This window comes from Niastella caeni (genome assembly GCF_004834005.1).
GTDB classification, from domain to species: domain Bacteria; phylum Bacteroidota; class Bacteroidia; order Chitinophagales; family Chitinophagaceae; genus Niastella; species Niastella caeni.
Genome location: NZ_STFF01000001.1, coordinates 694,597 through 713,964 on the forward strand (window position 1 = coordinate 694,597; position 19,368 = coordinate 713,964).

Here is a 19,368-nt window from a genome sequence, read left to right on the forward strand (position 1 = left end):
ATATGGTAAATCCAGGACCAGGTACATTACTTATTGCTGAACCTTTTTTAAAGGACCCTAATTTCAGCCGCACAGTGGTTTTCTTATGCGATCACCAGGATGAAGGCAGCTTCGGTTTTGTGATAAACCGGGTTTTCGGCCACACCCTGAACGAGCTGATGAACGACCTGGACGAACTGAAATTACCCGTTTTTTACGGCGGGCCGGTTCAAATGGACACCATACACTTTTTGCACCAATATCCCGACTTAATTCCAGGCAGTTACGAAGTGCTGGACGGTATTTATTGGGGTGGTGATTTTGAAACAGCTATTACCCTCATTAAGGCCGGATCGATAGACACCACAAAGATCCGATTTTTTATAGGCTATTCGGGCTGGGGCAGCGGCCAGTTGAATGATGAATTAAAAGAGAAATCATGGCTTACCGCCCAGGCTACCCGAAAGCTCGTCTTTCACCGCAAGGCCGATGAAATATGGAAAGAATCGCTCAGGCACCTCGGCGGCGATTATGAAATGATGGCCAATTTCCCTGTAGACCCACAATTGAATTAGGTGAATGGTGTATAGGTTCCTCTATTTTCAGAATTCCCACATAATTCTACCTCATAAACTGGCAAAAGGCCATAATCGTAAGTCTGCGACAGAAGATTATTTAAAAAAAAAGCCTGCCCGCATTACCGGGCAAGCCATGATATTCATGAGGCCTGGCATTGACCATTCACCAGTGACGCTGATCAATGCAAGGGAAACTTTACACCAATGCCTGCTCCCCAGTTATTTAGATTATCAATACCACTGACCTTATAAGGCATATAATTATAAGCGCCGAACACATGAATTCCAGCCGGGCCCTCCTTCCTGAACGGAATAAACAACCCTACTTCCGGCCGCGCCGCAAATTTGAAATCAGATCTTGAATTTTCAAACTCGCCCAGGTATTGATCAAATGCGATCATGTTACCACCAACGCCAATCCCAATATACGGTTGTACTGTTTTACCGGGCATAAAGCGATATTGGAACTGGGCCAGCAAGGGAATGGTTTGAATAGAATTCGTTATCACGGCCGACACGTCTCCCCCTTCTTCTAACTTATACACGTCGCGGGGAAATTTTTGATAGAAATCCTGGAACCCCGTCCCCAACCCCACCGAGATCTTGTCGGTAATATTATACATTACGTTGGCCGTCCACCCGCGGAAGGAAGCGTTATCAACCGCATCCGACTTGAAACTTCCACCAGGTATGCCAATAGAATAATTTACATCGAGTTGCAATTCCCTTTCCTGAGCCTTTGCATTAAACGGCAGGGTTGACAAAAACATCAAACTGATTATCAATAGCCTATCCGTAATCCTCTGCGTTTTCATATCTGTAAGCTTTTATATTCTTGATTGAAAATAGAAATCACGATACTTTAAAATAACTGCTTTGATCAAAGAGCGCCTGCACCCCTTTTGCAGCGGTTGAAACACTAAAAACGCCCGAACCCCTGATAAGGCCATTCCATACATTGCTTATTCTGTTGGTTTGCTTGGCGTCCCTCAAATTGAAAATGTCGATCGACAGCGCTCCTTCGGTAATGGAATAAGTGCCGAAATAATATGAAGGGAAGTAGTAGCCATACCCGCCGTATCCCCAGTAATAGGGGTCCCAGTAGGAACCATAATATGGGTCCCAGTACCCGCCATAATCAAATACCCCGGTGCTGGTATTATAAATACGGCTGATGGTGATACCGAGGTCGGGATTTTGGTCCTTGCCCACCAGCGTATAACCGCGTTGCACAAGGTGGTCTTTAACCGCGTTGATATAGGCGGCATCTACATCGGTGCGCACTTTTCCTTCCAATTTGTTGTTGCTGATCACCGCTACCGAATCGGCAATACTGAACGTTCGAAACGAAGAAAAACTAACCGAATCGGAGTGTTTGGTAATATAAATTAGCCCTTCATCACCTTCCAGGTTTTTGACAGGGTCTTTCCTGCAACTGGTCAATGCCAGTATGCCTGTTGCTAATAGCACGGGAATAACTATGTTCTTCATACTTGACTGATTTTAACATTCTGGATATAAGATGGAAACAACACCTTTTCCTGAATGTTTTGCAATTACCGTTCCTTAACAGGTTACTAACATGATACAAAAACATTGAATATGACGGGGTAAAATCAACGGATCGCTTCCGAAGTCATTCCTCGTTTCATGTTCGTTCCTGCTCCATTCTTTGACTACCCAAACACTACCTATTTACTACCCTACCCATTTACTACCCCTTTGCCTGGGAATGGGTAGTTTAGGTACGACCCAGATACGAATCTGGAACGATGCAGGGGTAGTACAGAAGTGTTAAAGGTCAATGCCGCGTTGGAACATTAAGGGAAAACCGGCATCTGGCAACCAGCGCCCCGGAAACAGGAAACTGGTAACCGGCCCCCTCGTTGCCTTTATGCCTTGTTGCCTCGTTGCCTTTCCTTTATTTTTGCCCTATTAAAGGAACTGTCGACATATTAGCCAATCCCATTGAGTACCTGAAGGGTGTGGGGCCGCAACGGGCCGACCTGCTCAAAAAAGAGCTGAACATATTCACCTTTAAAGACCTGCTCGAACTGGTTCCCAACCGCCACATCGATAAAACCAAAGTGAACCTGGTGCGCGACATTACCCCCCAAACCGACTTCATTCAAATTGCCGGGGTGCTCAAAAGCAGCGGCCTTATGGGTGAAAAAAGAGGCAAACGGCTGGTGGCGGAAATAAAAGACGCCACCGGTACGCTGGAACTGGTTTGGTTTCAGGGCATTACCTACATTCAGAAAATGCTCACCGTAGGCCAAACCTACCTGGTTTACGGAAAAGTAACGTTCTTCCAGGGACAACCCCAGATCACGCACCCCGAAATGGAGGTCTACAACCGTGAAAATAAAGAAGGCAAAAGCACCCTGGAGCCCGTTTACCCCAGCACAGAAAAGCTAAAAAGCCGGGGAATGGGGGGAAGACAGATAGGGCATTTTACAGAAACTTTGATTAAATTGTTACAGGAAAATAACATTCCTGAAATACTACCGGAATCAGTATTGCAACCCTTGCAACTGATGCCTCGCTTCAAGGCCTTTGTGAACGTGCATTTTCCATCAGACCCCGAAACATCGCAGCAGGCAATAAACCGGTTGAAATTTGAAGAATTTTTCATTGCACAGATACGCATGGGACTGTTGCGGCAGCAACGGCACCGCTATTCAAAAGGAGTAGTGTTTAGCCAGGTAGGCGAAATATTCAACCGCTTTTATGAGCAATACCTGCCTTTTGAGTTAACAGGCGCCCAAAAAAGAGTAATAAAAGAAATAAGACGCGATACGGGCACCGGCAAACAAATGAACCGGCTGTTGCAGGGAGATGTAGGAAGCGGTAAAACCATTGTAGCCCTGCTGGTATTACTACTGGCCATCGATAACGGCTACCAGGGTTGCCTGATGGCGCCCACCGAAATTTTGACCCAGCAGCACTTTAACAGCATCACCAACCTGTTAAAAGACCTGCCGGTAAACGTGCGCATGCTTACCGGTTCAACGAAAATCCGTGAACGAAAAGAAATATTACAGCAGTTGGAAGAAGGTACCATCCATTTTTTAATTGGCACCCACGCCCTGCTGGAAGATCCGGTTAAATTTAAAAACCTGGGACTGGCCATCGTTGATGAACAGCACCGGTTTGGCGTAGCGCAACGGGCCCGGTTATGGAAGAAAGCGACCGTGCCACCACACATACTGGTGATGACCGCCACCCCCATTCCGCGCACCCTGGCCATGACGGCGTATGGCGACCTCGACACCAGCATAATAGACGAACTGCCACCCAACCGTAAACCTATTTTAACCGTACATCGATATGAAACGGTTCGCAGCCAGGTAATGGATTTTATTAAGGCAGAAATTACGAAAGGACGACAGGCATATATCATATTTCCGCTCATTGAAGAATCAGAAAAACTGGATTACGAAAACCTGATGAAGGGGTATGAAAACGTGCAGGCCTATTTTCCAGAACCAAAGTACTGGATCAGTATGGTGCACGGCCGGCAAACCAACGAGGTGCGTACTACCAATATGCAACGTTTTAAAACCGGCGATACGCAGATCATGGTTGGTACAACGGTAATTGAAGTGGGGGTTGATGTTCCCAATGCTAGTGTAATGGTCATAGAGAGTGCCGAGAAATTTGGCCTTTCACAATTACACCAGTTACGAGGTCGGGTGGGAAGAGGAAGTGAAAAAAGTTTTTGTATCTTATTATCTGGTTCAAAACTGAACAATGAAGCCCGGGAACGGTTAAAGATCATGTGTGCTACGAATGACGGTTTTAAGATAGCAGAGAAAGATCTTGAACTGCGAGGCCCCGGCGATATTGAGGGCACCCGGCAAAGCGGCGCATTGAATTTTAAACTGGCCAGCATCGTTCAGGATAGAAAGTGGCTCGAAATTGCCCGCGAAATGGCTGAACGTTTGCTGGACGATGATCCCGACCTGGCTTCGGCAACAAATTTGCAGCTTAAAAATTACCTGCAGGCACTACAAGGCAAAACCGCCTGGAGCAAGATTTCGTAGGTAATTAAAGCACCATAAACCAACACTGCTTCTTATGCAGTTTATAATTTGCCTTTTCAGTGTAAATTGTAAACTACAAACTGCTTACTTGATACTTGAATTAAGGTCTGTTAAAAAGTAGTAACTGATACTTTGTATTTAATTCCATCTCCTGCTATTTAGATCGTATGCTGCAAGGGCTTAATATGTATTAAAAAATATTATCCGGGCAGGTAAGAATAGAAAAAGAATAAACGTTATATTATAATAATTTGAAAACTGACAGGCATTGGGCAGAATTAGTTTAATAGCACTTGTTCTTACCATTATAGCCCTTGGAACGTTCGCCCAGGGGAACCCATCTACCTTTGAGTTTACCGAGAACAAAGGCCAATGGGAAAGCAAAATAAAATTCAAGGGAGAATTGCCGGCCGGTGATTTCTACCTGCACCCGAATGGTTTTACGGTCGTTCAGCATAATACCAGCGATCTGGAACGGTTCTTCCACCGCCAACATGGTTCTGTTGGGGAGAATACTTCTTCTTCTACCCAGGCCAATGCCCGGCAAGGAAAAAGCAAATATCAACCGCAAAAACCGGGCAACGATCCCAATAATGATTTACCTGCATTCACCATTCGCTCCCACGCTTATCAGGTTCAGTTTGTAGGCGCTGCCGCCAATGCCGAAATTGTGCCCGACAAAGCATTATCTACTTACAGCAATTATTTAATTGGCAACGATCCTACCAAATGGGCAACAAATGTAAAGATCTACCAGGCGGTGCTGTATAAGAACGTTTATCCCAACATCGATGTACGTTACTATTCAGAGAACGGGCAATTAAAATACGACCTCATTGTAAATCCGGGCGGCAATGTGAGTAACATCCAAATGCGGTACGAAGGAGCCGATAAGCTATTGATAAAAAATAAAGAACTCATCATAAAAACATCTGTTGGCGATGTAAAGGAACTCTACCCCTACTCTTACCAATTCGACCAGATAAAGGGCAAACAGGAAACTACCTGTTCGTATGAGCTGGCTGATAGTAAGACGGTGCGGTTTAAAGTAGGCAACTATTCAAAAACGAGCACGCTCATTATTGACCCTACGCTTATTTTCTCGTCCTTTACCGGCAGTAGAGCAGGTCAATATGGTTTTACGGCCACTCCAGGTCCTGACGGGTCGCTGTACTCGGGGGGTATTGTATTCGGTAACGGTTTCCCGGTTTCACCCGGCGCTTATCAAACCTCTTACCAGGGCGGTTCGGCCAATGGCGGTGTAGACATGGGCATATTTAGGTTCAGTCCCGATGGGTCGCAACGCATGTATGCCACCTACCTGGGTGCAGAAGGAAATGATTACCCGCATAGTCTTATCAGTGATGCGCAGGGCAACCTGGTGATTATGGGCAGAACCTATTCATCAAGATATCCGGGTACGCTGATAGGCCCCGGTGGCGGCGCCGATATAGCCGTTACCAAATTAAATGCAGCCGGCACCGCCATCATCGGTTCGCTTCGCATTGGCGGCACCGGCGTAGATGGCGTGAACGTGAGCGACCTGCAGGAAGGCGGCTCTATTAATTTGTCTTCTACCCTGCGCTTTTATGGCGATGATTCGCGCAGCGAAGTTACTCTTGACAATAACGGCAATGTGTTTGTAGCAGCTCAATCGCGCTCAACTGATTTCAGAACTACCAGTGGCGTGTTTCAAGCCGGCCCGGGCGGCGGGCAAGACGGCCTGATCCTCAAAATAGATCCTAACTGTACAAGTGTTACCTGGAGCAGTTATTTAGGCGGTTCCGGCGATGATGGCGCTTTTGTAATAGCCGTTAACCCCAGCAACAACGATATTTACGTAGGCGGCGCTACCGCCAGCCCTAATTTCCCCGGCGATAAAACCGGCGTTTATCAAAGCACCAACCAGGGCGGAACAACGGATGGCTTCGTGGCCCAGATCTCGAACGATGGTTCTTCCATCATCCGTAGTTCGTATATGGGTACCGGTTCTTTCGATGCTGTGTATGGCATCAAGTTCGACCGGCTTTCCATTCCCTATATTATGGGTGTTACCGAAGGCTCCTGGCCTATTATCAATGCAGCCTATAATGGCGGCAATTCGCGGCAGTTTGTTTGTAAGCTGCGACCCGATCTCTCTGGCTTTGCGTATTCAACCACGTTTGGTAATGGTGCTGCCCGGCCGAATATTTCTCCCGTTGCCTTCCTGGTTGACCGCTGCGAGAATGTATACATTTCCGGTTGGGGCGGCTGGATCTCCACCAATGGGCGCGACCCCTTCAACATGTCGGGCGTAGCCGGAATGCCAACCACACCAGATGCATTAAAAACAGTTACCGATAACCACGATTTTTATTTTATAGTTATTAAGAAAGATGCTGCGTCCCTGTTATACGGCAGCTTCTTTGGCCAAAGCGGCGGAGAGGGAGAACACGTGGATGGCGGAACCAGCCGCTTCGATGCCCAGGGTGTAATTTACCAGGCCATTTGCGCCAACTGTTTCGGGAGTTCGGTAGGCAACATTTCGGTGCCCTACCCTATTACGCCCGGCGTATGGGGACCAGTAAACGGAACAGGCACTTCGAACTGTAACCTGGCCGCAGCCAAGATCGCGTTCAACTTTGCCGGGGTAGCCTCCGGACCCAGGCCTTATTTCAACGGAGTGGTAGATTCCCTGGGTTGTGTGCCCTTCACCGTTACCCTGAAAGACACGATACTGAATGCCAAAAGTTACGAATGGTCGTTTGGCGATGGTACGCCCGATGTAATTACCTCGGCCCTGGAAGTAACGCATACATTTTCAGCTATAGGTTCGTACCGGGTTCGCCTGATCGCTATCGATTCAACTACCTGTAACATTCGGGATACAGCTTATGTAACCATTCAAGTGCGCGACGATAAAGCCAACCTGGCCTTTTTAACCGCCAAATTGCCGCCTTGCCAATCGCTGTTATACCAGTTTGATAACACCACTACCTTCCCGCCCACCAAACCCTTTAAAGCCAGCAGCTTTACCTGGGATTTTGGCGATGGTACCCGGGTAACGCCTGCTCCGATATCAATACAACATTCCTATGCAGCGGCTGGAACCTATAAAACCAGGCTTATTCTCAACGATACGGCGTATTGTAACTCGCCCGACTCCGTTGAAAAAGAATTGCGGGTATCGCCATTGGTTGATGCGCGGTTTGAAACACCGCCTTCGGGTTGCGCGCCTTATACTGCTATTTTCAACAATACGTCACTGGCAGGCCAGCAGTTCTTCTGGGACTTTGGCGATGGCACTACTTCTACCGAAGTAAACCCGGTGCACGTGTACAACAATATTGGCAACTATCGTGTTTCACTGGTAGCTATTGACAGCAGCACCTGTAATATCATTGACTCAACTTTCATGGATATTGGCGTGCATCCGCTGCCAACGGCCAATTTCAGCTTTGCGCCTATTCCGCCACAAACCAACAAACCAACCGTGTTCACCAATTTATCGAGCGGCGGAACCCGGTATGTATGGTTGTTCGGCGATGGCGATTCAACCGTTAAAACAACGATGGATACCGTAGGCCATCAATACAATGAAACAGGCACGTTCAATGCCTGCCTCGTTACATTTAATGAGTTTGGCTGTAGCGATACCCTGTGCAGCCCGGTGGAAGCGATCGTTGATCCCCTGCTGGATGTGCCCAATGCCTTTACACCAGGCCGCTTTGGCAGGAACAGCTTTATTAATGTAAATGGCTTTGGGATTGCGAAAATGACCTGGCGTATTTACAACCGGTGGGGACAAATGGTGTTTGAAACCAATAATAGAAAGATAGGCTGGGATGGCACTTTCAAAGGCCAGCCTCAACCGATGGATGTATATGCATATACCCTGGATGTTGAATTTTCTGACGGAAGAAAGCTTAGGAAGACGGGGGATATTACGTTGATCAGATAGTTCCCGGTTACCGGCTACCGTTTACCGGGCAATACAGGCATCAGTAAACAAGAAACAGAAGGAAGTAGGAAAAGTAATGAAAAATGAAGAAGTTGAAAGGCAGAAGTGAGGGTGGGAATTAGGAAACCCACTCACCATTCACCTTTGGCAAATAATACGTTAAAGCTTCATAAAAGCTTTGAAGTACTACAACAAATTGTAATTTTAGACAGGTGGTTTATGAAGAAAATTATATCTAAACAAACAGTGTGGCCTCCTGTGACCCGGGTAACAATAAACCGATTATTAACAAAGGTGCTGCTGCCGGTATCCTGCGTATTATGCTTTTGCATGCCCGCAGCAGCGCAGGACCTGCATTTTTCGCAATGGTTTAATTCCCCGCTCACAACCAATCCGGCCAATACGGGCTTTATTCCCGATGCCGATTACCGGTTGGGTGTTAATTACCGCAACCAGTGGTCAACGATCATGAGTGTACCGTACAAAACAATGAGTATCTGGGGCGATGCACAGGTTTTTCGCGATCGTATTGAAAGCGGCTGGCTGGGGTTAGGCGGCGTTATCTTACGCGATGTTGCCGGTTCAGGCAGTTTAACTTCTACCAAAATATATGGTTCGGCAGCCTATCATCAAATGCTGGGCATAGCGCATTTATTGTCGTTCGGCTTTAATGTAGGCTGGGCCAATAAGCGCATCAATACTACCGATCTTAAATTTCCCGACCAGTTCGATGGCAAGTTCTTCGATAGCAACCTGCCTACCAGCGTAGTGCTCGATCAACCCAATGTAAATTACTTCGATGTGCAGGTGGGCGTGAACTATGCCTACTTCCCTACCGATAGATTATATTTGAACGGCGGTATCTCGGTTATGCACCTTAACCAGCCGCGTGAATCTTTCTTTACAAGCGATGCCTCAGACTACGATTCCCGCGTTCCGCGCCGGTATAATGCATTTGTGAACGCCAGTGTAAAACTGAATGAACAGATCATTGTGAACCCTATGGCTTATTACAGCACTACAGCCAAAACCAGTGAACTGGTTGCCGGCGGTAATGTTCAGTACAATTTGTCGGGCGATGGAGAATCGCAATTGTTCGGCGGCCTGTACTATCGCCCCGGAGATGCTGTTATTCCTATGATCGGCTTTGAATGGAAGACCATCAAGCTAATGTTTACGTATGATGCCACCACTTCATCCCTGAACCGGTATAATCATTCCCGCGGTGCTTTTGAATTTGCCTTGTTACGTCACGGGTTCTATAATGAATATAATGGGGATAGAAGGCAGTCTATGTGTCCATCGTTCAAATATTAAGATTGGCAGCGGCTTCCGTTTTCAGTATCATTGCAACCTTCCTATAAATTACACTTTGAAAACACGAATTTTGGTTAAGAAAAGTCTGATCGCTGTAGCCCTGTGCATTACAGGCGTTACACAATTGGCCGCCCAGGGCCCTTCTACATTTGAATTCGTTGAGAATAAAGGACAGTGGGATAACCAGGTACGATTCAAAGGCGATTTGCCTACCGGTAACTTTTACCTGCATAAAAACGGTTTCACCGTTGTTCAACATAATACCACCGACCTGAAGCAGGTTTATGATAACCATAGCGAGTCATTGAATAACCTCAAAGGGCAGCTTACCGGCAAAGGCATACAGGCAAAGAACAATACCACTCCGCGTAGGCTGGATTCTACATATACCTTACGATCGCATGCTTACAAAGTGCAATTCATTGGCGCTGCCGCCAACCCCGAAATGGTCCCCGACAAAGTAATGCCCGGCATCAGCAATTATCTCATTGGTAAAGATCCTTCCAAATGGCGAAGCAAAGTAATAAGCTGCCAGGCGATCCTGTATAAAAATATTTATCCCAATATCGATGTACGGTATTACTCTGAGAGCGGCCGTTTGAAGTACGATATTATTGTGAACCCCGGCGGCGATGTGAACAATATCGTAATGCAATACGACGGGGCCGATAAACTATCAATAAAGAACCGCGAACTGGTTATTAAAACAAGTGTGGGCGAGGTACGTGAATTGTACCCTTATACCTACCAGTTCGACAATGTGCATGGCAAACAGGAAACATCCTGTTCTTATAAACTGGAAGGAAAGAATACGGTGCGGTTCAAAACAGGCGCCTATTCAAAAACCAGCACGCTGGTGATCGATCCTTCCATTGTATTCTCTTCCTTTACCGGAAGTACGGCTAACGAATTTGGTTTTACGGCCACACCCGGGCCCGACGGATCATTATTTTCAGGCAGTATTGTATACGGTGCCGGATTCCCTACCTCGCCCGGGGCGTATAAAACAACGTTTACCCTCGGCGGCGCAAGGGGTTGTGATATCGGCATTTTTAAATTCAGTCCCAATGGCGCCAACCGCATTTATGCCACTTACATTGGCGGTAGTGCCGATGATTATCCACACAGTTTGTACAGCGATGCACAAGGTAACCTGGTGGTCCTGGGCAGAACCTATTCTACCGACTATCCCGGCACCCTGGTGGGCTCAGGCGGTGGTTGCGATATGGTTGTAACCAAATTAAACGCCGCCGGTTCGGCATTAATTGGCTCTTTACGTCTTGGCGGCCCGGGTAACGACGGGGTGAATATTGAAGACCAGATGGAGAGCAACGACCATAAGACCAACTCGCTGCTCACGCATTATGGCGACGATTCGCACAGTGAAGTGATCCTGGACGATGCCGGTTACATTTATGTAGCCGGACAAACGCAATCAGATTTTCCGATGATCGGGAATGGTTTTGAAAAAAACAGGAAAGGCTCCCAGGATGGCGTTGTACTTAAAATAGCGCCCGATTGCAACAGCGTCATCTGGAGCACCTTTTTAGGCGGAGCGGGCGACGATGCTGCGTTTGTATTGGCATTACGGCCAAACACAAACGAGATCTATGTGGCCGGCGCTACTTCCAGCAGTGATTTTCCGGGTACCGTGGCGGGCTTCAGGAACGGGGTTATCAATGATACCCTGGTTGGTGGTATAGATGGCTATGTGTCTATCATTTCAAACGACGGCACTACACTGCAACGAAGCACTTATCTGGGCACCCAACAGGAGGACCTGATATTTGGCATTCAATTCGACCGGAACTATTTTCCCTATGTATTGGGCTCAACCCGGGGCACCTGGCCGGTGATCAATGCCGCCTATAGTAATGCCGGTTCCAGGCAGTTTATAACCAAATTGAGACCTGATCTTACAGGCATAGAATATTCAACCATATTCGGAAACGGCGCCAAGCCGAACATTTCACCGGTAGCGTTCCTGGTAGACCGTTGCGAGAATGTATATGTTTCCGGCTGGGGTGGCTGGATGACGCCAGACAATGATCCGTATGACATGGGTGGCGTGCGGAATATGCCTGTTACACCAGATGCATTAAAAACGGTGACAGACGACCGGGACTTTTATTTCATTGTTCTGGAAAGAAATGCGGCTTCGTTGTTATATGGCAGTTACTTTGGGCAGGATGGCGGTTTAGGCGAGCATGTGGATGGCGGCACCAGCCGCTTCGATGCACAGGGTGCTATCTATCAGGCCATCTGCGCCAACTGTTATGGAAGCCCTGCCAATTTGCCCATTACAAGAAACTATCCTACAACTCCGGGAGCCTGGTCCTCAGTAAATGGAACAGGGAACAATGGATGCAACCTGGGCGCGGTTAAAATACTCTTTAATTTTTCGGGCGTAGGCTCAGGCCCCAAAGCTTATTTTAACGGCATGTTCGATACAGTGGGCTGCGTTCCATTCGAGCTTACGTTCAGGGATACCGTGCTTGATGCCAGAAGCTATGAATGGAATTTCGGCGATGGTTCACCAGAAGTAAATACCACCAATTTTAATGTTACCCACACCTACAATAGAGTGGGCATTTTCCAGGTTCGCCTGATCGCTGTTGACTCTTCTACCTGTAATATCCGCGACACTGCTTATTTAAATATTCATGTGCGTGACGATAAGGCGAACCTTGCTTTCGACGTCACGAAATTACTGCCCTGTGAGTCGCTGAATTATGAATTTGAAAATACCACTACCTTCCCGCCCGGTAAGCCATTTAAAGCCAGCAGTTTTACCTGGGACTTTGGGGATGGTACCCGCATAACACCCGGCAACTTAACGGCCCAACATTCCTATGCGTCGCCCGGCACGTATATAGCGAAACTTATTTTGCATGATACGGCGTATTGTAATTCACCAGACTCCATAAGCCAGGAATTACGCGTATCGCCATTGGTTGATGCGCGGTTTGAAACCCCACCCCAGGGCTGCGCACCCTATACCGCGGTGTTCAACAATACTTCCCTGGCAGGGCAACAGTTCTTCTGGAACTTTGGGGATGGCACAACGTCAACCGAAGTAAACCCCACCCATGAATATGTGAACGTGAACACCTATCATGTAACCCTGGTTGTTATTGACAGCAACACCTGTAATATAATTGATTCCACTTCAATGGATATAACCGTATATCCGTTACCCATAGCCGACTTCTCGGTTTCTCCTGTACCACCGAACGTAAACCAACCTGCCATTTTTACCAATTTGTCAACCGGCGCAATAGAGTATCGCTGGTTCTTTGGCGATGGCGATTCTGTTATAAAGAAAACAGCCGACACGGTACACCATCAGTATAATGCTACCGGCACCTTTGAGGCCTGCCTGGTTGCATATTCGGAGAATGGTTGTAGCGATACCGCCTGCAAACCCGTGCAGGCATTGATCAATCCCCTGCTCGACGTACCCAACGCCTTTACGCCAGGACGCTTTGGCCGCAACAGCTTTGTAACCGTAGCCGGTTTTGGCATTGCCAAAATGAACTGGAAAATTTATAACCGTTGGGGAAAACTGGTGTTTGAAACCCAGGACCGCCGCATAGGTTGGGATGGCACGTATAAAGGCCAGCCGCAACCCATGGATGTGTATGCCTATACGTTAGACGTAGAGTTTTTTGACGGGAAGACGTTACGTAAAACAGGCGATATTACCCTGATAAGATAATTACAGGTTACCAGTTTCAGGTTACAGGGGTTTGTATTCCTTGTAACTTGCAACCTGCAACTTGTAACATGCCATTCACCATTGACCATTCATCTTAACGATGTTGTTCATAAGTATTAGCGGCAACCACCCCATGCAACATTGTTATTTCCTCCTGCGTAAGCATTGGCGTTTCCAACGTTCTTACGGCCTCTTCCAACTGTTGCAGGGTGCTAAGGCCGGCCACGGCTGCTGTAACCGCCGGATGTTGTAACGCATACCGCATGGCCGTTTGCGCTGCATTGCGTTTATTATTTGAGATGGCATGAATAGCGGCAGCCGCTTGTTCAACCTGTTGTGGAGCATAATTCAGATAAGCTTTCATTGGTTTATTAACCAATAGGCCTTGTGCCACGGCCCCTCTTGCCAATACGCCGAGGTTATTTTCCTGCAGTAACGACAGGCAGGTTTCTTCGGGCCGGCGGTCTAATAAGCTATACTGCATCATTACGCTCACGATATTCGAGCGTTTAATATATTCACGGATTACATTGGGACGAATAGACGAAATGCCATAATGCCTGATCTTACCCTGTTGCTTCAACTGTTCAAACGCTTCAATGGTTTCATCGATGGGATCGTCGATGGTACCGCCATGCAATTGATACAGGTCGATATAATCGGTTTGCAGGCGCTGCAAGCTGCCTTCTACCTGAGAAAGGATGTATGCTTTACGTGGATTCCAGTTCCACCCACTGCCATCAGCCCGCCATTGGTTGCCCACCTTGGAAGCGATGTATACTTTATTGCGGTTTGGTTTAAGCGCTTTGCCTACTGAGATTTCATTCATCCCTTTCGCATACAAGTCGGCAGTATCAAAGAAATTAATCCCGAGGTCAATAGCCCGGTGTAAGATGGTTTCATTAACGGCATCATCATCGCCGAGCGACATACAACCAAAGCCTATGCGGCTGATAAGCAGATCTGATTTTCCTAAAGGCGCATATTCCATGGCCTAAAGTTCGTACAAAAGCATATAAAAAAACCCCGACGGTGTCGTCGGGGTCATCTTATTTAACGTAGTACTATATTACCATCTGAAGTCGAAATAAATGGTACCAGACAACTGTTCGTTCGCGCTTTTCAGGCTTTTGGAAGCCACTTCTTTTTCACCGGGTTTGGTACCTAGGCCGCTGATCTGATGCATGAACCCGATGTTACCATTATCAGGGAATGGCTCTTTGCTGAACTCGTTCAACAGGGCAGCGCCTTGTTTCAATGGGCTGAACATTTGCAGGAACATGTTTTGCTGATCGGTATAGAAAGTAAAGTTACCCATGTTTGTCTGGAACTGGATCCAGTAGATATCGGCATGCCAGCCTTTGAACTCAGCATTGTTGCGGTTGGCTTTCTCCCATACACCCAATTGCTGACCTTTCAGGCGGTTTTTCCAAACCTGGAAGGGACCACGGCCCATCCACTTCATGCCTACGATCTTCTCTTCGGGATATTTGAAAGTAATACCTACATATTCACCGGGAGATTTCATTGAATATTGGTACTCCATCTTAGGCAGGTCGCCTGTGTGGAACGTCCATTTTACCGAAAGGGAGTTCTCTCCTTTGTAGATAGCCTCCACGGTGTGGGTGTTATCTTTTACCAGGTGTTTAAAGTCGGCCAGGGAATAACCATTATTGATACCTGCCAGGAACGGACCGTTGAAAGGCAGATCACGTTTACCTACGTATACCTTGGTTATATTGCCGCTCTTTTTGTCGAAAATATAGTTAATACCATCGCATACCAGCGACAGGAAGGCGTCATCTTCAGTAAGCATGATGGTGGAAATGGAAGCTACTTCAGGGCTGGTTTTAACAACATCTTCCGGTTTGCGGATGGGGAAAGTCCAGGTGAAGATCTCTTTGTCATTTCTATCCACTGCAGTGAGCACCAGGGCATCTGCATGGATAAAAGGATTCTGGAAATTGAACTTCAACTGACCTTTTTCGCCAGGACCTGTATAAGGTGAAGCTACCGTTCCTTCTTCAATGATCAATGGATCCAGTGTTTTCTGGGTTGCTTTAGGAAACAGTGCGAGCTTATAGGTGAATTTTAATCTGCTCAGGTTGGTATACAGGAATTTGTTTTCAACATTCAGCGTACCATTAAAGGAAGAACTGATGCTGCTGATATCAAAACTCATGGGCGCCCATATTTCCTTAATAGTGTAATAGCTTGCCCATTTTTCTTTCGATTTGGGATCGAATCCGCTTACAGATTCAATGCCATTTTCATCTTTGTAAGAAGTCAAGAAGCTACCAGAAAATTTAGACGACTTGCTTGCTTCTGCCCAGAACTCTTCTAAACCGGCCGCGCGACCGCCATTATATATACCGTTGCCTATTTCTGTAGGTATAAATGCCTCTGTACCGTACAGGATCGAATTGGCAACTGAATTGAAATCGGAATTCTTTTTATCACCGCTTTTATTCACGGGGTGCATAACGTAGCGGTTTTGCACATCATAAGTAGCAAATTCTTTATCCAGTTCTTTATTGCTTGCATGTTCAACACCGGTTGACCAGCACACAACGGAAGGATGGTTCAAACCACTGAACACAACATCTTTTATCATCTTCTTTGGATCGGGACCGGTCAACTCGCTGATAACGAACAAGCCGATTGAATCACAAAGGTCGAAGTAATGAGGATCTACCGGATAGTAAGACAACCGAACGGCATTCATGTTCAGGTCCTTCATGGTGTTGATATCAGCCAGGTAAGCTTCTTCAGATGTACGGGCATTACCCAGATCTGCGCTCTTCCGGTTGATACCTTTGAAGATGACCTTTACGCCATTAACATAGATACCGTCAGGCTTTGATTCAACAGTTCTGAATCCGAATTTTTTAGTAAAAGTGTATAATACTTGATGAGATGCGTCTTTTAAGGTTAATACTGCAGTGTATAGGTGCGGGTTCTCCGGGTTCCATGTTCTGATCATGGAAAACTCCTTTTTAACTTCCGCATTGTCTGCGGCTGTTACCGGTACAGGATCAGCCAACGGTTTTCCGTTTGGATCCAATACCTGGAACTCGATGGATTGACCGGATTGTATATTCTTGCTAAACACCTGCATGGTGAAATTACCAGATGCTTTAGCGTCAATAGTTACCCGTTCTATATAAGAATCGAATACTCTATTGTTAGCGACCGTGCCGGCATAATTATTACCAAGCCCCTGCTGTCCCAGCGAGCCAGGCAGCGGTATCTTGGTCTTAAAATTATTATTAGCACGATCATTGGAACCATATAGACCCCACAAACTGGAGTGGTCTTTATCAGTCCCTAAATGTTGGGGAGTTGCACTTCCCTGTGCAAGCGCCTGGGCTAAAATCCCATGCATGATTAAAAAATGCAGGATAGTCTTTTTCATTTCAGGTGTATGGATAAGTAGCTACTAAATAAGATATCAGACCTAACCGTATAAAAACTACTGACCAGATCTATATAACCAGCCGGCAAGTAAGAATACCTCAACGGTTATTCTTCTCTGCGGTTTTTGGTGGCGGGGTTATACGTGCTTCTTGCAGGAGTAATGTGGTTTGCGGTACGGCTTCTTTGAATAGGATTGGTACTTTCCCTTTCAACAAAAGCCACGCACACATTGCTTTACAGGAAACATCTTTAGGTAGTCTTTACGAACGGTGCAATATAATACTAAATTTTGTTTTGTCTAAGCGTTTTAAAGCCTTTCAATGTTCTTATATTTTACTGATCGTATTACTAACAAATGTTGCTTTGTCTTGCCTTTCTTAGCCCTTCAATATCAACTCTATCTCTTCCAGTTCTGCCTTATTGAACTGCGTGTTGCCCAGGCAGGCAAGGTTATTGTCTAACTGTTCTGTTGAACTTACGCCTATCAAAACAGTGGTTACTCTTTTATCTTTCAACAACCAGCTCAGGGCCATTTGCGCCAGCGTTTGATCACGTCGTTTGGCAACCTCATTCAGTTGCTGTATTTTCTGCACCTTCTCAGGTGTAATATCATTGGCCTTTAAAAAACCATGCGCCTTCGATGCTCTTGAATTATCGGGTATGCCTTTCAGATAGCGGTCTGTTAACAACCCCTGAGCCAACGGTGAAAACGGAATACAACCTACACCATATTCTTCCAGCACATCTAACAACCCGTTCTCAACCCACCTTTCAAACATCGAATATTTTGGTTGATGTATGAGGCAAGGTGTTCCCGCCTTTTTCAAGATCTCCAGCGCTTTTTTTGCTTCGGGCGCTTTGTAATTCGATATGCCGGCATACAGTGCTTTTCCGCTTTTCACAATGTCATGTAAGGCCATCATAGTTTCTTCCAGCGGCGTATCAGGATCAGGCCGATGCGAATAAAAAATATCAACATAACTTATTCGCATCCTTTTTAAACTTTGATCGAGGCTCGCCATCAGATATTTCCTCGATCCCCAATTGCCGTATGGTCCCGGCCACATTACATAACCTGCCTTGGTTGAAATGATCAGCTCATCGCGCAGGTTACCGGAAAAATCCTTCTTCAACATGGCCCCGAAGTTCTCTTCAGCCGAACCGGGCGGCGGCCCGTAATTATTGGCCAGGTCGAAGTGCGTGATCCCCTTATCGAAAGCATGTCGTACGATCCGACGTGCGATCTTGAAATCGTCTACACCTCCGAAATTATGCCACAACCCTAACGATAAAGCAGGCAATAATAAACCGCTATTGCCGCAACGATTATACGTCATGGAGTCATAACGGGCCGAAGACGGGGTATATGCCATCTTAAGTTATTGATTAATGCAATTTGAAAAGTTGAAAAGTACTTGATCCTGAAGCCTCATTAGCATTGATTTCTCTGCACATAACCGGTGTGTTCAATGCGTAATATATATAACGCTTATTACTACTAATTAAGTACGTATAGATATAGAATAATACTTAGTTGCCGGGATTTGACAGTATGCCTCCATACAAGATCACGCCCTGGTTTAATGGTTGAATCTATACATATTGTTAAACGCTACATCCCTTATTTAATTATGTAGTTCAACAAACTAACAACTGTTCTTTCTACAATTTATAACAGGCGCAGCAAGCATTTGGCGAGATAACTGATTGCACAACAAGGAATAAGCCACTTACAAAGGAAGGACTTACGAGCCGGGGAGATTGGACCGTAAAATTTGCAGAAAGCTGCAAAAAAATCCAGGTTGCAGACAGGCTGACAACCTGGAAAAAGGAAAAGGCATGGATAGCAATCGTTTTTCAACAAAGGGTTTGCCAAAACACAGCGGAATAAAAATTATATCCCGTATTGCCGGCAATTCCTGTGAACCAGGCGGCTAAAGTACCTTTTGAACTATAATGTGAGGGTAGTGAAATGTTATTTTCAGGGTATTGAAATGTTAACATGCGCAAATAGGTATTGGATAATAAAAAAAATAATATTATAATTGTTTTTTATAAATGCCTCATTTTAAAAAATTCAATAACCTGATAGATGAACTATTTAGTTTATGTGTTGGCAATGATTGTAATATTTGGCAGCAGTTGTCATCGCAAAGTTGTAGTAGTAAAGTCAACACCCAAAACACACCGGCTTCCGCCCGGACAAGCTAAAAAAATTACCGGATCGAAATCAGCCAAAGCATATGCACCGGGGCAGCAAAAGAAACACTAAACACAGGATTCTTTATATACAAAAGGTCGTCGAACAGGCGGCCTTTATTTTACCCCCTAGCCCCTAAAGGGGGAATTTTTAAACTTCAGAACTCGTTATAA

At 46.1% G+C, this 19,368-nt stretch carries 11 protein-coding genes; 6 read left to right on the forward strand and 5 right to left on the reverse strand.

Translation table 11 applies throughout. From position 1 onward, the window contains the following. Positions 1–2 precede the first annotated feature (2 nt). On the forward strand, positions 3–554 hold the full coding sequence (locus tag FAM09_RS02750) for a YqgE/AlgH family protein (RefSeq protein WP_136575543.1): 552 nt from the start codon (positions 3–5) through the stop codon (positions 552–554). 182 nt (positions 555–736) lie between these two features. Here FAM09_RS02750 and FAM09_RS02755 read toward each other — a convergent pair whose 3' ends face one another. After that, positions 737–1,372, reverse strand: a complete 636-nt coding sequence (locus FAM09_RS02755) for an outer membrane beta-barrel protein (RefSeq protein WP_136575544.1) — start codon at positions 1,370–1,372, stop codon at positions 737–739. 37 nt (positions 1,373–1,409) lie between these two features. After that, positions 1,410–2,048 (reverse strand): DUF4136 domain-containing protein, encoded by a 639-nt coding sequence (locus FAM09_RS02760; RefSeq protein WP_136575545.1) that lies wholly within the window; start codon positions 2,046–2,048, stop codon positions 1,410–1,412. Positions 2,049–2,443: 395 nt separating this feature from the next. Here FAM09_RS02760 and recG point away from each other — a divergent pair, with 395 nt between their 5' ends. The 4 genes from recG (at position 2,444) to FAM09_RS02780 (ending at position 13,578) form a co-directional block, all read left to right on the forward strand. Next, positions 2,444–4,603, forward strand: a complete 2,160-nt coding sequence (gene recG, locus FAM09_RS02765) for an ATP-dependent DNA helicase RecG (RefSeq protein ID WP_243751568.1) — start codon at positions 2,444–2,446, stop codon at positions 4,601–4,603. A gap of 268 nt (positions 4,604–4,871) precedes the next feature. Further along, complete coding sequence (locus FAM09_RS02770) at positions 4,872–8,543, forward strand: DUF7948 domain-containing protein (RefSeq protein ID WP_136575546.1); 3,672 nt, start codon at positions 4,872–4,874, stop codon at positions 8,541–8,543. 219 nt (positions 8,544–8,762) lie between these two features. Then, positions 8,763–9,860, forward strand: coding sequence for a PorP/SprF family type IX secretion system membrane protein (locus tag FAM09_RS02775; RefSeq protein ID WP_136575547.1), 1,098 nt, complete (start codon positions 8,763–8,765; stop codon positions 9,858–9,860). Between the two features lie 70 nt (positions 9,861–9,930). Beyond that, the gene (locus tag FAM09_RS02780) at positions 9,931–13,578 is read left to right on the forward strand and encodes a DUF7948 domain-containing protein (protein WP_243751569.1); all 3,648 of its coding nucleotides are present in this window, start codon (positions 9,931–9,933) and stop codon (positions 13,576–13,578) included. A gap of 94 nt (positions 13,579–13,672) precedes the next feature. Here FAM09_RS02780 and FAM09_RS02785 read toward each other — a convergent pair whose 3' ends face one another. The 3 genes from FAM09_RS02785 to mgrA form a co-directional block, all read right to left on the reverse strand. Then, a complete protein-coding gene (locus FAM09_RS02785) occupies positions 13,673–14,569 on the reverse strand; it encodes an aldo/keto reductase (RefSeq protein ID WP_136575548.1) in 897 nt (298 codons plus the stop codon). Positions 14,570–14,647: 78 nt separating this feature from the next. After that, a complete protein-coding gene (locus tag FAM09_RS02790; protein ID WP_136575549.1) occupies positions 14,648–16,993 on the reverse strand; it encodes a glycoside hydrolase family 2 TIM barrel-domain containing protein in 2,346 nt (781 codons plus the stop codon). A gap of 379 nt (positions 16,994–17,372) precedes the next feature. Further along, positions 17,373–18,368: an L-glyceraldehyde 3-phosphate reductase gene (mgrA, locus tag FAM09_RS02795; RefSeq protein ID WP_136575550.1), complete on the reverse strand. Its 996-nt coding sequence runs from the start codon at positions 18,366–18,368 to the stop codon at positions 17,373–17,375. 719 nt (positions 18,369–19,087) lie between these two features. Here mgrA and FAM09_RS02800 point away from each other — a divergent pair. Further along, on the forward strand, positions 19,088–19,267 hold the full coding sequence (locus FAM09_RS02800; RefSeq protein WP_136575551.1) for a hypothetical protein: 180 nt from the start codon (positions 19,088–19,090) through the stop codon (positions 19,265–19,267). Positions 19,268–19,368 lie beyond the last annotated feature (101 nt).

Coding starts and splice junctions, on each gene's coding strand:
- FAM09_RS02750 (WP_136575543.1), top strand. CDS start 3: ATGGTAAATCCAGGACCAGGTACATTACTTATTGCTGAACCTTTTTTA.
- FAM09_RS02755 (WP_136575544.1), bottom strand. CDS start 1,372: ATGAAAACGCAGAGGATTACGGATAGGCTATTGATAATCAGTTTGATG.
- FAM09_RS02760 (WP_136575545.1), bottom strand. CDS start 2,048: ATGAAGAACATAGTTATTCCCGTGCTATTAGCAACAGGCATACTGGCA.
- FAM09_RS02775 (WP_136575547.1), top strand. CDS start 8,763: ATGAAGAAAATTATATCTAAACAAACAGTGTGGCCTCCTGTGACCCGG.
- FAM09_RS02785 (WP_136575548.1), bottom strand. CDS start 14,569: ATGGAATATGCGCCTTTAGGAAAATCAGATCTGCTTATCAGCCGCATA.
- FAM09_RS02790 (WP_136575549.1), bottom strand. CDS start 16,993: ATGAAAAAGACTATCCTGCATTTTTTAATCATGCATGGGATTTTAGCC.
- mgrA (WP_136575550.1), bottom strand. CDS start 18,368: ATGGCATATACCCCGTCTTCGGCCCGTTATGACTCCATGACGTATAAT.
- FAM09_RS02800 (WP_136575551.1), top strand. CDS start 19,088: ATGAACTATTTAGTTTATGTGTTGGCAATGATTGTAATATTTGGCAGC.